Below are 15389 nucleotides of genomic sequence, written 5' to 3'. Positions count from 1 at the left end.
ATCTTATCTTATGTGATCATGATCCACTTAAATTGTTAGGGATGCGCTGAGATGCGCCTGTAAGCCATGCATCCTTGTCATATCCTCGTTCTTCCCAGTAACCGATATGTTCGCTGTCGATGAGTTCAATGCGATTTAACCATTTTACCGATTTATAGGCATACATCTGAGGAATGACGAGTCGTACCGGACCGCCAAGATCAGCCGGGATAGGTTTGCCATCATGCATGACAGCGACCATAATATCCTCCATTTGTGCTTGATCCATCGTAATGGCATCCGTATACACACCATCACCGGAATAAAATTTCACACTATGAGCTTCTGGTTTGACCCCGGCTTGCTTCAAAAGCTGTGCAAGAGAAATGCCTTCCCAGGTATTCTTATATACAGACCAGCCCGTTACACAGTGGAAATCACTAACTTGTACGGTACGAGCGAGCTTCACGAATTGTTCCCAGTTCCATACCTGTGCCCGTTCAACCAACCCATCAATTCGAAAAGACCAGTTAGCATTGGAGAAGGACGGTATAGGCGTAACCGTATATACGCGGAAATGACCTTCAGCTCCGCCTCCAATGGGAGGAGAGGAAGCAGACAGTGGTTGTGGTAAAGGAACCATACGGTTAGGATCGTTCTCCAGCATACTATCGATACTGTTATCAATCTTGAGATTTCGTCCTACCCAGGATATAAAAGTAGGTCCAAGCGTGACGGCAAGACCAATACCTACAGCAGAACGGATGAAAGCTCGGCGTGTATACACAGGTTCAGGTCGCTCAGGCTGCTTGAGTGAATCTCTGCCCGATCTGCTATCGATGTGGGAAGAAGATATAGCAGCCGGAGTTTCATTTTCATGCGATATTGAATCAGATGGATCAGCAGTATTTTGAGTTCGTGTTGAAGTTGTGGTGGTTTTAACCGCACGACGTGCAGGGTCCTTTAACCATTTGGTCCGAGTTATGGAGTGATAGATGATATAAGGTAAGCCCACCCAAGTCAGCAGGTCATGGATCAAAAGTGCAGCATTCGACCATCGAGGTCCAGCTAGCTTGAACTGCCATAGTACAATACCCGAGAGTAACCATCCTACCAGCAGCGCAAGAACTAAGATGGTGTTCACCCTTTGCCAAGGTCTATTACGAAGCTGTTTCCAGTGCTTTCCGGCCAAAATCAAGTAATATACCACGGGTGCCAGCATAGCTAGCCCAACGATGATATGTAGCCATTTTAACCATACACGCCCAATTCCGAGTATCTCTCGCCAAAAGCCGCCTACCAGCATAAGACCTGATATAGCAAGGATCACAACAATCCAGGCATTCCAAGCATGGATGGAAACCAACTTTTTGCCGTAACCTTTGCGCATGTTCTTCAACCATTGTTTCAAGTGTGATCACCCCATATAGGTTAGTAATGAGTTTATTCAGAACTTTGATATGTAATAGCTAGCTGTGAATGGAGTACGTGATCTGTGTAAAGGTGCTATGCGAGATAGTTATACGATTGTGCATAGGCTACTTATGAAAGTAGTATACTTGACTGCTTAACCTTATCCCTATATCTATATACCTTATTATAGAGTTTTTGGATCACTTTCTTCAAACCAACAGGAGGGCAGGGCTCATTATCCCAATCGTGCACTCTAGCTGACCTTCATCTAGATCCTTATTACGTATGGTTTTAGAAATCAATATTATAGAAAGGACATGTTTCTTTGATAAAGAGTAGCCTTTAATAGGGTTCCATCTTTGTTTCAGATATTGTGTTAATGTGTCGCATATAGGCTGAAGGCAAGTATACCGTTGTTGAAGATTTATATAATATCAAAAGGTTGATTAAAAATGCTTGCTAAATAAATCGCTACATGATATATTATTTCTTGTCGCTTCAAACGAATGATTGTCATAATCATTTGAAAGGTGTCGAAAACAAAGTGTTGACAGTAAGTTAGTTAACATGATATGATAAGATTCCTGTCCGGTTGACAAACATCGTCATAAACGGACATACAAGTTCCTTGAAAACTGAACAAATGGATAGTAACTTTTGATTCACAATGAATCGTCAGATTCAAAATGAGCTTATCGCTCTTTTCAATACTTTATTGGAGAGTTTGATCCTGGCTCAGGACGAACGCTGGCGGCATGCCTAATACATGCAAGTCGAGCGGAGTTGATAGGAAGCTTGCTTCCTTGATACTTAGCGGCGGACGGGTGAGTAACACGTAGGCAACCTGCCCTCAAGTTTGGGACAACTACCGGAAACGGTAGCTAATACCGAATAGTTGTTTTCTTCGCCTGAAGGAAACTGGAAAGACGGAGCAATCTGTCACTTGGGGATGGGCCTGCGGCGCATTAGCTAGTTGGTGGGGTAACGGCTCACCAAGGCGACGATGCGTAGCCGACCTGAGAGGGTGATCGGCCACACTGGGACTGAGACACGGCCCAGACTCCTACGGGAGGCAGCAGTAGGGAATCTTCCGCAATGGGCGAAAGCCTGACGGAGCAATGCCGCGTGAGTGATGAAGGTTTTCGGATCGTAAAGCTCTGTTGCCAGGGAAGAACGCTTGGGAGAGTAACTGCTCTCAAGGTGACGGTACCTGAGAAGAAAGCCCCGGCTAACTACGTGCCAGCAGCCGCGGTAATACGTAGGGGGCAAGCGTTGTCCGGAATTATTGGGCGTAAAGCGCGCGCAGGCGGTCATTTAAGTCTGGTGTTTAATCCCGGGGCTCAACCCCGGATCGCACTGGAAACTGGGTGACTTGAGTGCAGAAGAGGAGAGTGGAATTCCACGTGTAGCGGTGAAATGCGTAGATATGTGGAGGAACACCAGTGGCGAAGGCGACTCTCTGGGCTGTAACTGACGCTGAGGCGCGAAAGCGTGGGGAGCAAACAGGATTAGATACCCTGGTAGTCCACGCCGTAAACGATGAGTGCTAGGTGTTAGGGGTTTCGATACCCTTGGTGCCGAAGTTAACACATTAAGCACTCCGCCTGGGGAGTACGGTCGCAAGACTGAAACTCAAAGGAATTGACGGGGACCCGCACAAGCAGTGGAGTATGTGGTTTAATTCGAAGCAACGCGAAGAACCTTACCAGGTCTTGACATCTGAATGACCGGTACAGAGATGTACCTTTTCTTCGGAACATTCAAGACAGGTGGTGCATGGTTGTCGTCAGCTCGTGTCGTGAGATGTTGGGTTAAGTCCCGCAACGAGCGCAACCCTTATATTTAGTTGCCAGCACTTCGGGTGGGCACTCTAGATAGACTGCCGGTGACAAACCGGAGGAAGGTGGGGATGACGTCAAATCATCATGCCCCTTATGACCTGGGCTACACACGTACTACAATGGCCGGTACAACGGGCTGCGAAATCGCGAGATGGAGCCAATCCCAACAAAGCCGGTCTCAGTTCGGATTGCAGGCTGCAACTCGCCTGCATGAAGTCGGAATTGCTAGTAATCGCGGATCAGCATGCCGCGGTGAATACGTTCCCGGGTCTTGTACACACCGCCCGTCACACCACGAGAGTTTATAACACCCGAAGTCGGTGGGGTAACCGCAAGGAGCCAGCCGCCGAAGGTGGGATAGATGATTGGGGTGAAGTCGTAACAAGGTAGCCGTATCGGAAGGTGCGGCTGGATCACCTCCTTTCTATGGAGAATCGTTTCCTGCAACGGAAACATTCAGATAAGCAGGTTCTTAGAACCTGCAACAGCAACATAGTTATTTATCCATTTGTTCAGTTTTGATGGAATTTGAGGGGCCATAGCTCAGCTGGGAGAGCGCCTGCCTTGCAAGCAGGAGGTCAGCGGTTCGATCCCGCTTGGCTCCACCAAACAATTTCATCTATTTGGCTTGTTCTTTGAAAACTAGATATCGAAACGAAACAAACGCGAATTAGAACATTCCTTTAAGCTGAACTTGTGTAAACAAGTGAAGTGTATAAAGGTAGTTAAATTGCTTTTGCGATGGTATTGGGTGGGAGCGACTTTTGGCTTTGGACGTAGTCCAAAACAAGGGAAGCGAGCAGTCAAAACCGGAGCAATTTGGTTAAGCTACTAAGAGCACACGGAGGATGCCTAGGCGCTAGGAGCCGATGAAGGACGTGGCGAACAACGAAACTGCCTCGGGGAGCTGTAAGCAAGCTTTGATCCGGGGGTGTCCGAATGGGGAAACCCAGCTGGGGTAATTTCCAGTTACTCATAACTGAATACATAGGTTATGCAGAGGCATACCAGGGGAACTGAAACATCTAAGTACCCTGAGGAAGAGAAAACAATAGTGATTCCGTCAGTAGCGGCGAGCGAACGCGGAGAAGCCCAAACCAGAGAGCTTGCTCTTTGGGGTTGTGGGACGTCTCACATGGAGTTACAAAGGAACCGGTTAAGCGAAGAGGTCTGGAAAGGCCCGCCAAAGAAGGTAAAAGCCCTGTAGTTGAAAGTCTGTTCCCTCCGAGACGGATCCCGAGTAGTGCGGGGCACGTGAAACCCCGTATGAATCCGGCAGGACCATCTGCCAAGGCTAAATACTTCCTAGCGACCGATAGTGAAGCAGTACCGTGAGGGAAAGGTGAAAAGCACCCCGGAAGGGGAGTGAAATAGAACCTGAAACCGTGTGCTTACAAAAAGTCAGAGCCCGTTTTAGGGGTGATGGCGTGCCTTTTGTAGAATGAACCGGCGAGTTACGTTCCCGTGCAAGGTTAAGGTGAAGAGCCGGAGCCGCAGCGAAAGCGAGTCTGAATAGGGCGACATAGTACGTGGACGTAGACCCGAAACCGGGTGATCTACCCCTGTCCAGGGTGAAGGTGCGGTAACACGCACTGGAGGCCCGAACCCACGCATGTTGAAAAATGCGGGGATGAGGTGGGGGTAGCGGAGAAATTCCAATCGAACTCGGAGATAGCTGGTTCTCCCCGAAATAGCTTTAGGGCTAGCCTCGGAAACTAGAGTCGTGGAGGTAGAGCACTGATTGGGTGCGGGGCCCGCAAGGGTTACCAAGCTCAGTCAAACTCCGAATGCCATAGACTTACTTCCGGGAGTCAGACAGTGAGTGCTAAGATCCATTGTCAAAAGGGAAACAGCCCAGACCATCAGCTAAGGTCCCCAAGTGTGTGTTAAGTGGGAAAGGATGTGGAGTTGCACAGACAACCAGGATGTTGGCTTAGAAGCAGCCACCATTGAAAGAGTGCGTAATAGCTCACTGGTCGAGTGACTCTGCGCCGAAAATGTAACGGGGCTAAACACACCACCGAAGCTATGGCTTGATGCTTTGCATCAGGGGTAGGGGAGCGTTGTATAAGGGTTGAAGGTGTACCGTAAGGAGCGCTGGACATTATACAAGTGAGAATGCCGGTATGAGTAACGAAAAGATCAGTGAGAATCTGATCCGCCGAAAGCCTAAGGGTTCCTGAGGAAGGCTCGTCCGCTCAGGGTAAGTCGGGACCTAAGGCGAGGCCGAAAGGCGTAGTCGAAGGACAACAGGTCGAAATTCCTGTACCACCGTAAGCCGTTATGAGCAATGGGGGGACGCAGTAGGGTAGTGACGCGGACTGATGGATGTCCGTCTAAGCAGTAAGGCTGATGTGTAGGCAAATCCGCACATTGTAAGGCTAAGCTGTGATGGGGAGCGAAAATTGTAGTAGCGAAGGTCATGATCTCACACTGCCAAGAAAAGCCTCTAGCCAGGTGATGGTGCCCGTACCGCAAACCGACACAGGTAGGCGAGAAGAGTATTCTAAGGCGCGCGGAAGAACTCTCGTTAAGGAACTCGGCAAAATGACCCCGTAACTTCGGGAGAAGGGGTGCCCCGGTAGTGTGAATAGCACGAGGGGGCCGCAGTGAAAAGGCCCAAGCGACTGTTTAGCAAAAACACAGGTCTGTGCGAAGCCGTAAGGCGAAGTATACGGGCTGACGCCTGCCCGGTGCTGGAAGGTTAAGGGGAGTGGTTAGGAGCAATCCGAAGCTGTGAACCGAAGCCCCAGTAAACGGCGGCCGTAACTATAACGGTCCTAAGGTAGCGAAATTCCTTGTCAGGTAAATTCTGACCCGCACGAATGGCGTAACGACTTGGGCGCTGTCTCAACGAGAGATCCGGTGAAATTTTAATACCTGTGAAGATGCAGGTTACCCGCGACAAGACGGAAAGACCCCATGGAGCTTTACTGCAGCTTGATATTGAATTTGGGTACGATCTGTACAGGATAGGTGGGAGCCTTTGAAGCAGGAGCGCAAGCTTCTGTGGAGGCAACGTTGGGATACCACCCTGATCGTATCTAGGTTCTAACCTGGTACCGTAATCCGGTGCGGGGACAGTGTCAGGTGGGCAGTTTGACTGGGGCGGTCGCCTCCTAAAGAGTAACGGAGGCGCCCAAAGGTTCCCTCAGAATGGTTGGAAATCATTCGAAGAGTGCAAAGGCATAAGGGAGCTTGACTGCGAGACCTACAAGTCGAGCAGGGACGAAAGTCGGGCTTAGTGATCCGGTGGTACCGCATGGAAGGGCCATCGCTCAACGGATAAAAGCTACCCTGGGGATAACAGGCTTATCTCCCCCAAGAGTCCACATCGACGGGGAGGTTTGGCACCTCGATGTCGGCTCATCGCATCCTGGGGCTGAAGTAGGTCCCAAGGGTTGGGCTGTTCGCCCATTAAAGCGGTACGCGAGCTGGGTTCAGAACGTCGTGAGACAGTTCGGTCCCTATCTGTCGTGGGCGTAGGAAATTTGAGAGGAGCTGTCCTTAGTACGAGAGGACCGGGATGGACGTACCGCTGGTGTACCAGTTGTTCCGCCAGGAGCACCGCTGGGTAGCTATGTACGGACGGGATAAACGCTGAAAGCATCTAAGCGTGAAGCCCCCCTCAAGATGAGATTTCCCAGTATGTAAGACCCCTTGAAGACGACGAGGTAGATAGGCTGGGGGTGGAAGTGCAGCAATGCATGGAGCTGACCAGTACTAATCGGTCGAGGGCTTATCCAATTAGCAAGTGATAATTCGCATGTTTCGTTTCGAATCTAGTTTTCAGAGAACGATCTCTGAAATGTAAGCTATGCGTTTGGTGGCGATGGCGGAGGGGTTCCACACGTACCCATCCCGAACACGACCGTTAAGCCCTCTAGCGCCGATGGTACTTGGACCGCAGGGTCCTGGGAGAGTAGGACGCCGCCAAGCAAAGAACCACTGCCGATGTTATTCGGTGGTGGTTTTTATTTGTTTATTTAAGGGGATGCGAAAGCATCTCTTATTTGACTTTGTAAGAATCCTCTGACACACTCTAAGGGGTACATATATCACATATCAGGCCATGATTTGGATTGATAATAACTCTAGCGAATGGGGTGTAGGACGACATGGAAATTCAGAAATTGACGGTAGATGATTTTGAACCGGCTATGGCACTCTCCGAATATGCTTTTCAAGTAGTAATGAGTGAGGAACAAAAAGAAAAACGGCGGAGTCAATTTTCGTCACAGGATATATGGGGTGTATATGAGGACGGGCAGCTAGGAGCCAAACTTCACATCATTCCTTTTCAAACCTATATTCATGGCAGATCGTTCGAAATGGGCGGTATTGCGGGTGTAGCCACCTGGCCAGAGTATAGACGCAAAGGCTGGGTAGCGGGTCTGCTGAAGCATGCGTTGGAAGAAATGAATCGTAACAAACAAAGTATATCGTTCTTGCATCCATTCTCTTTTGGTTTCTATCGGAAGTATGGATGGGAGACTTATGTTGAATTTAAACGTTATAAAGTACCTACAGCTAATTTGCCTATGAAAAAAGCGACACCGGGAACAATTCGGCGTGGGGATCCGGGCCTCAGTATTTTAAAGGAAGTATACAGTGCTTATGCTGAGCGTTATAACGGAACTCTGGTTCGGGATGATGCAAGGTGGGAGAATTCAGTTCTTGTTAATGGGACCAGCCAGAAGGCTGTATATTACGATGAAGCTGATGCAGCACAAGGTTATCTTTTATATGAAGTTAAGGAAAATAAATTTACCATTAAAGAGATCATCTATCTGAATGAAGAGGCTAGGCAAGGGCTGTGGACCTTCATTGCTAACCATGATTCCATGATCCAGGAAGTTACTTTACAGGCGCCTGCCAGTGATACGCTTGCCTTCCAATTGGATAACCCACGGATTCAGCAGGAGATCGTACCTTATTTTATGGCACGCATCGTTAGTGTGGAGCAGTTTATATCCCAGTATCCATTTGCAAGCCAGGACTCACCGGTGCAGATTGTTTTACAGGTAGAGGATACCCACGCTCCGTGGAATGAAGGGGTATGGCAATTAAACGTAGCGATGAATGGAACAGCGTCCATATGGAAAACTTCGGAACCAATTACTGATGATCAGAGTATTAAGTTAGACATTCAGTCCCTTACCGCAGTGCTGATGGGGTATCGCAGACCAACGGAAATGGCACGGATCGGAAGAATTCACGGACCAGAAGCAGCAATCAAGGCTTTAGAACAAGCGATTCCTGAACGAGAAACCTATTTACTCGATTTCTTCTGATGACTATTACTATTCCCACTGCTTCATTTAACTTGATTGGCTTATATAGAAATACGGCGTGATCGAAAGACAAATGGACTTCTCCAGCAATTTTGGAGAGGTTTTTTTGTGTCTGGGGAATATTTCGTGTAAAATCGTAAAAAATGAATAGTGACCCCACTTGGCAAAACCACAAAATATGCTATAATGGTTATAAAGTCAAAGAAAGTCAAAGTCAACTAAAGGTTTAATACTGAAGTAACTTTCTTTCTACAATCTGATGGATGAGCGCCAATATACGGGATTCATTTCATCGGAGGATCAAGGGAATATTAAAGGACCTTCGTGCTTCCTTCGCTCTCCTGTTGACACCTGTGGAAGCAAGATTCGCTGTTTCCCTGATTGGTTAAATGGGTAGAGAAGGTGTACTCTGTGGGGGCGTGTGGGTCCTTATTGACTTAACGTTTCAGACAGTGGAGGATGATTGGATGCGTAATATCTCTGATATTATCGAACGATATCTGAAGAGTATTTTGCATGAAAGTCCCGAAGGAATGGTTGAAATTCAGCGTAATGATCTGGCAGATCAATTCTCATGTGTACCTTCCCAGATCAATTATGTCATCAGCACACGTTTTACACTCGAGAAGGGATACCTGGTAGAGAGTAAACGCGGCGGTGGTGGTTATGTTCGCATACAGCGCATTGAATTACCGGCCCAATCAGCTCTGCATAATCATTTGCACCATAGTATTGGTGAAGAGATCGGGCAGACAGCTGCCGAAGGTCTGATCTATCAATTGGAAGAAGCGCGCTTCTTGAGCAAGCGGGAAGCCGGGTTGATGCGAGCTGCTGTATCTAGAGAGGTTATATTGGTCAAACTTCCTTACCGGGATCAAATTCGTGCCAGAATGTTGAAGGCGATGTTAATATCTTTGCTCGGTAAATGAAAACTATCGGGGTCAAAGGAGGTACATCAATATGCTGTGCCAAGAATGCAATAAACGTCCGGCGACACTTCATTTCACGAAGATTGTAAATGGAGAGAAGACGGAATTCCATATTTGTGAGTCATGTGCCCGTGAAAAAGGGGAAATGATCCCTGGGACAGCAGGCGGTTTTTCCATTCACAACTTGTTGTCCGGGTTGCTTGATTTTGATCCAGCCGGCAAAAGTGGATCGGCAGGAACACCACCTGCAAAAGTACTTCAGTGTGAAGAGTGTGGTATGACGTACTCACAATTCAGCAAGATAGGCCGATTTGGCTGCAGTTCATGTTATAAATATTTTGACAGCCGTCTGGATCCTTTGTTCAAGCGGGTTCATGGTAGTACGTCCCATGTAGGCAAAGTGCCTGCACGAGCTGGGGGTCGCATCAAGGTGAAACGGCAAATCGCTGATCTGAAGCGTGAGCTCCAGGAGAGTATCGCCCAAGAGGAATTTGAAGAGGCGGCTCAGATCCGTGACCAGATCAGAGGACTTGAAAAAGGAATAGCTCAGGAGTAAAGTTTGTCATGAGTAGGAGGGATGCGTAATGCCTAATCTGCGCTTTACAGAGAAGGCGCTCAGCGACTGGATGCGCAGTGATGCGGCTGATTCCGAAATCGTCATTAGCAGCCGTGTCCGGATTGCGCGCAACCTTCAGCATGTTCCGTTTCCGATGCTGGCTTCCAATGAGCAATCGGAAGAGGTGCTGAATAAGCTGAGCGAAGTACTTCAATACGATGACGTTCATGCCTTTGGGGATTTTCATACGTTGGATCTGATCGATATTGACGAACTCGACAAACGGGTGCTGGTGGAGAAACATCTCATCAGTCCAAGTCTTGCGAATGAATCCAGAAATGGTGCGGTTATTCTCAGTGAGGATGAGTCTGTCAGTATTATGATTAATGAAGAGGATCATCTTCGTATCCAGTGCCTCTATCCGGGGTTCCAGGTGAAAGAAGCCTGGGAGAAAGCTTCTGCAATAGATGATGCTTTTGAAGCGCACGTGGATTATGCTTTTGATGATCGCAGAGGATACTTAACCAGCTGTCCTACTAATGTAGGTACAGGTGTCAGAGCATCGGTTATGATGCACCTGCCTGCCCTGGTGATGACGCAGCAGATTGGCCGTATTTTAACCGCAGTTTCCCAAGTGGGATTGACTGTAAGGGGGATATACGGTGAAGGCAGTGAGGCGATGGGTAACCTGTTTCAGATCTCGAACCAGATTACACTGGGACAGACCGAACAGGAAGTCATCGAGAACCTGCATGGTGTTGTATTACAGATGATTGGTCATGAACGTACTGCCAGAGAACGGTTAATTACCGACTCCAGACTTCGAATTACGGATCGGGTCATGCGTTCTTACGGCATATTGTCTCATGCAGCTATTGTTGATTCAAAGGAAGCTGCACAGCGCTTATCGGATGTACGCCTTGGCGTGGATCTCGGCTTGTTGGATGGACTGTCCATCACGGTAATGAATGAGTTGAACGTGATGACACAGCCGGGATTTTTGCAGAAAACATTCGGGGAAGATATGCGCACAGATGAGCGTGACATCTATCGTGCTCAGTTGATTCGTGATACGATCAATGCAGCGAAGCAGTCCTAGCTTAGCCTGATATTGTATTGAATTATGGTTTCATGCCGCATTGCGGCTTTTATATAATAAGGCATGTACAAATGCCGAATGACTTTATTCGCAGCACGGCTGCAAACAAAAATGATATGAAGAATACGACGGGTATTGTTTGAAACCCCTCGTTTTATCCAAAACCATGGAGGTGCAGGAGATATGATGTTTGGAAGATTTACGGAACGGGCCCAAAAGGTGCTCGCACTCGCGCAGGAAGAAGCTGTCCGTCTCGGTCATAATAACATCGGTACTGAGCATATTTTGCTCGGCCTCATTCGTGAAGGCGAAGGCATCGCAGCCAAAGCACTGATCGGCCTGGGACTCGGATTGGAAAAAATTCAGGATGAAGTAGAAACGCTGATTGGCCGTGGCCAAGAGCAACCTACCAACATTGCATATACGCCACGTGCGAAAAAAGTAATTGAACTGTCTATGGATGAAGCTCGTAAATTGGGCCATACCTATGTAGGCACAGAGCATATCCTGCTCGGATTGATTCGTGAAGGCGAAGGTGTTGCAGCGCGTGTGCTCAATAACCTGGGAATTAGCCTGAACAAAGCACGTCAACAAGTGTTACAGTTGCTTGGCAGCAGTGAAGCTGTATCCAGCCATAATGGAACACCTGCCAATGTCAGCACACCAACACTGGACAGTCTGGCACGTGACCTCACGGCTTACGCTAGAGAGAATAACCTGGACCCAGTCATTGGACGTAGCAAAGAAATTGAGCGTGTCATCCAAGTGCTCAGCCGTCGTACCAAGAACAACCCGGTATTGATCGGTGAGCCAGGTGTAGGTAAAACAGCGATTGCTGAAGGCCTTGCACAAAAAATCATTGCAAATGAGATTCCGGAAACATTGCGCGACAAACGTGTAATGACTCTGGATATGGGTTCAGTAGTCGCTGGAACCAAATATCGTGGTGAGTTTGAAGATCGTCTGAAAAAAATCATGGATGAGATTCGCCAAGCAGGTAACATTGTCCTGTTTATCGACGAATTGCATACTTTGATTGGCGCAGGCGGAGCTGAAGGTGCCATCGATGCTTCTAACATTTTGAAACCGGCTCTGGCCCGTGGAGAATTGCAATGTATCGGTGCGACAACACTGGATGAATATCGTAAATACATCGAGAAGGATGCAGCGCTTGAGCGTCGTTTCCAACCGATTACTGTAGATCAGCCTTCTCCGGAAGAAGCGATTCAAATCTTGCATGGCTTGCGTGACCGTTATGAGGCGCATCACCGCGTGAAAATTACGGACGAAGCGATTGTGCAGGCAGTTAAACTGTCTGACCGTTACATCACAGACCGTTTCCTACCAGACAAAGCGATTGACCTGATTGATGAGGCGGGTTCCAAAGTAAGATTGAACTCTTACACGATCCCACCAAACCTGAAACAACTGGAAAGCCGTCTGGAAGATATCCGCAAGGAAAAAGACGCTGCAGTTCAAAGCCAGGAGTTCGAAAAAGCAGCCGCTCTGCGTGATACGGAACAAAAAATCCGTGAAGAGCTGGATGTAACGAAGAACCAATGGAAAGAAAAACAAGGTCGCACGGATTCCGAAGTAACACCTGAGGATATCGCACAAGTGGTAGCCAACTGGACAGGAATTCCGGTGAACAAGCTGAAAGAAGAAGAGACACAACGTCTGATGAATCTGGAATCGATTCTGCATGAACGTGTCATCGGCCAGGATGAGGCTGTGAAATCGGTCAGCCGTGCGGTACGTCGTGCTCGTGCGGGACTTAAAGATCCAAAACGTCCGATGGGTTCATTCATCTTCCTCGGCCCTACAGGTGTAGGTAAAACAGAACTTGCTCGTGCTCTGGCTGAAGCAATGTTCGGTGATGAAAATGCAGTAATCCGGATTGATATGTCCGAGTATGGCGAGAAACATTCGACTTCCCGACTCGTCGGAGCGCCTCCGGGATATGTTGGATACGAAGAAGGTGGTCAGCTGACAGAGAAAGTTCGTCGCAAACCATACTCCGTAGTCCTGCTTGATGAGATCGAGAAAGCACATCCAGAGGTATTCAATATCTTGCTGCAAGTGCTTGAAGATGGTCGTCTGACAGATTCCAAAGGTCGCGTTGTTGACTTCCGGAATACGCTGATTATCCTGACATCCAACGTGGGTGCTGAAGCGATCAAACGTAACTCTACACTTGGCTTCACAGCAGTTGTGGATGCAGGTGCGGATTACGATAACATGAAGGGTAAAGTCATGGATGAGCTGAAGAAAAGCTTCCGTCCAGAGTTCCTTAACCGGATTGATGAAATTATCGTATTCCACTCTCTGGAACAGAAACACATTGCAGAGATTGTTACCCTCATGAGTGAGGAGCTTCGCAAACGGCTACGTGAATACGAGGTTGACTTCGAACTCACCGACAATGCCAAGGATTTCCTTGCCAAAGCCGGCTTTGATCCAGCTTACGGTGCGCGTCCGCTTCGTCGGGCAATCCAGAAGCATATCGAGGACAAATTGTCCGAAGAGTTGCTTACAGGTAACGTAACCAAAGGGGATTCATTGCTTATCGACGAAGAGAACGGTGCACTGTCTGTTACGAAAAAAGACGTGGTTGTTCCTTCTAACGAGGAAATCGAAACTAAATAATATGTAGCAAGCTTTGGAGTTGAACTTCAGCTTGTATTAATCCTTAATCCTTCTCGGCTTCGGCCGGGGAGGATTTTTTGCACTTTGGACAGAAGACGGACATGATTATGTTAGGAACATGTGTAAAGTTTGCGATAATCCTTTACGAAAAATCTCAAACAATGGTAAACTTTTAGTAACCCTGCACGTCAGGGAGTTTGGGTGAAATTCGTCGAATAATGCAAAATGCTGTTATAAAACTAAATTATAGGAGTGCTGAAGTGGCCAAAGTTAAAACCAAGTTTCAATGTACGGAATGCGGCTATGAAGCCCCCAAGTGGTACGGTAAGTGTCCGGGTTGTCAGTCATGGAATTCAATGGTGGAGGAGACAGAGACGGTAGTCAAAACACAAGGGAGAAATTCTCCGCTGTTTGACAGTAAAGATAAACCGCTTCCTATCATAGATATAGATAGCGGTCAGGAACCGCGTGTACAGACTGGAATCGGAGAGTTGAACCGGGTATTGGGTGGCGGAATCGTTCCAGGTTCCCTCGTTCTGGTGGGTGGAGATCCAGGTATCGGTAAGTCAACGTTGATGTTGCAGACGTCCCATGCTTTGACGCATTCAGGTTTGCGTGTGTTATATGTTTCCGGTGAGGAATCAGTCAAGCAAACTAAATTGCGGGCAGACCGTCTAGGGGCGCTCTCTGCGGAGTTGTATGTGCTGTGTGAAACCAATATGGAACGTGTAGAGGAAGCGGTGGATCAGATCCAGCCGCATTTTCTTGTCATCGACTCCATTCAGACGGTATATCTTCCCGAAGTTACCAGTGCGCCTGGTAGTGTAGCACAGGTAAGGGAATGTACGTCAAGGTTCATGCGGATTGCCAAAGGCAGAGGCATTGCAACGGTTCTTGTGGGGCATGTTACCAAAGAAGGTGCCATTGCCGGTCCACGTATGTTAGAACATATGGTGGATTGCGTGCTTTATTTTGAAGGAGAACGGCATCATACGTATCGCCTGCTGCGTGCGGTGAAGAACCGCTTTGGTTCCACCAATGAGATTGGCATTTTTGAAATGGGTGAGGATGGACTTCGTGAGGTGGGCAATCCGTCCGAACTCTTTTTATCGGAACGTCCACTGGGTGTAGCCGGTTCAACGGTAGTTGCCAGTATGGAGGGTACACGCCCTCTGCTCGTGGAATTGCAGGCGTTGATCTCGACTACCCACTTTCCTTCTCCCCGCCGTATGGCAACAGGGGTAGATCTGCATCGATTAAATCTGATCATTGCAGTGCTGGAGAAACGAATGGGGATGTTTTTACAGACCCAGGATGCGTATCTTAACGTGGCTGGTGGAGTACGGTTGGATGAGCCGGCTGTAGATTTGGCGGTTGCTGTCAGCATTGCATCCAGTTTGAGAGATGTACCGACCAAGCCGGACGACGTCATCTTTGGCGAGATTGGTCTGACAGGTGAGGTTCGAGCCGTATCACGGGCCGAACAACGAGTGAAGGAAGCCGCGAAGCTGGGCTTCAAACGAGTCATTTTACCGGAAAAAAGCTTAAAGGGCTGGAAACATCCTCGCGGGATACAACTGATCGGTGTGAATACCGTGGCAGATGCACTAGCGGTTGCTTTAGATTAGGGGG

General features: G+C 48.2%; 7 protein-coding genes, 1 tRNA gene and 3 rRNA genes. 10 read left to right on the top strand and 1 reads right to left on the bottom strand.

The annotated features are described in order from the left end of the window. Positions 1–16 precede the first annotated feature (16 nt). On the bottom strand, positions 17–1390 hold the full coding sequence (locus V6669_RS27020; RefSeq protein ID WP_338588656.1) for a molybdopterin-dependent oxidoreductase: 1374 nt from the start codon (positions 1388–1390) through the stop codon (positions 17–19). 714 nt (positions 1391–2104) lie between these two features. Here V6669_RS27020 and V6669_RS27015 point away from each other — a divergent pair. From V6669_RS27015 to radA, 10 genes are all read left to right on the top strand, one after another. Further along, positions 2105–3657: ribosomal RNA gene (locus V6669_RS27015) — 16S ribosomal RNA — on the top strand. 108 nt (positions 3658–3765) lie between these two features. Continuing rightward, positions 3766–3841: transfer RNA gene (locus V6669_RS27010), tRNA-Ala, on the top strand. 213 nt (positions 3842–4054) lie between these two features. Beyond that, positions 4055–6980 (top strand): 23S ribosomal RNA (locus tag V6669_RS27005). A 75-nt stretch (positions 6981–7055) separates the two neighbouring features. Beyond that, a 5S ribosomal RNA gene (gene rrf / locus V6669_RS27000) occupies positions 7056–7172 on the top strand. Together the 16S, 23S and 5S rRNA genes with 1 tRNA gene alongside form the textbook arrangement of a ribosomal RNA operon. Before the next feature lie 179 nt (positions 7173–7351). Continuing rightward, positions 7352–8527: a GNAT family N-acetyltransferase gene (locus tag V6669_RS26995; RefSeq protein WP_338588655.1), complete on the top strand. Its 1176-nt coding sequence runs from the start codon at positions 7352–7354 to the stop codon at positions 8525–8527. A 467-nt stretch (positions 8528–8994) separates the two neighbouring features. Then, entirely contained in the window at positions 8995–9456 is a 462-nt protein-coding gene (locus V6669_RS26990; protein WP_036607135.1) for a CtsR family transcriptional regulator, read from the top strand. Between the two features lie 31 nt (positions 9457–9487). Further along, positions 9488–10012, top strand: a complete 525-nt coding sequence (locus tag V6669_RS26985) for a UvrB/UvrC motif-containing protein (RefSeq protein ID WP_338588654.1) — start codon at positions 9488–9490, stop codon at positions 10010–10012. Positions 10013–10040: 28 nt separating this feature from the next. Then, positions 10041–11111 (top strand): protein arginine kinase, encoded by a 1071-nt coding sequence (locus V6669_RS26980; protein ID WP_036607140.1) that lies wholly within the window; start codon positions 10041–10043, stop codon positions 11109–11111. A 183-nt stretch (positions 11112–11294) separates the two neighbouring features. After that, positions 11295–13757 (top strand): ATP-dependent Clp protease ATP-binding subunit, encoded by a 2463-nt coding sequence (locus tag V6669_RS26975; RefSeq protein WP_062836200.1) that lies wholly within the window; start codon positions 11295–11297, stop codon positions 13755–13757. Between the two features lie 260 nt (positions 13758–14017). Next, positions 14018–15385: a DNA repair protein RadA gene (gene radA / locus V6669_RS26970; protein WP_036671578.1), complete on the top strand. Its 1368-nt coding sequence runs from the start codon at positions 14018–14020 to the stop codon at positions 15383–15385. The last annotated feature ends 4 nt before the right edge of the window (positions 15386–15389 follow it).

The organism is Paenibacillus sp. Y5S-9 (assembly GCF_036894235.1).
Taxonomy (GTDB): Bacteria; Bacillota; Bacilli; order Paenibacillales; family Paenibacillaceae; genus Paenibacillus.
This window is presented reverse-complemented; position numbering and strand designations above follow the sequence as displayed.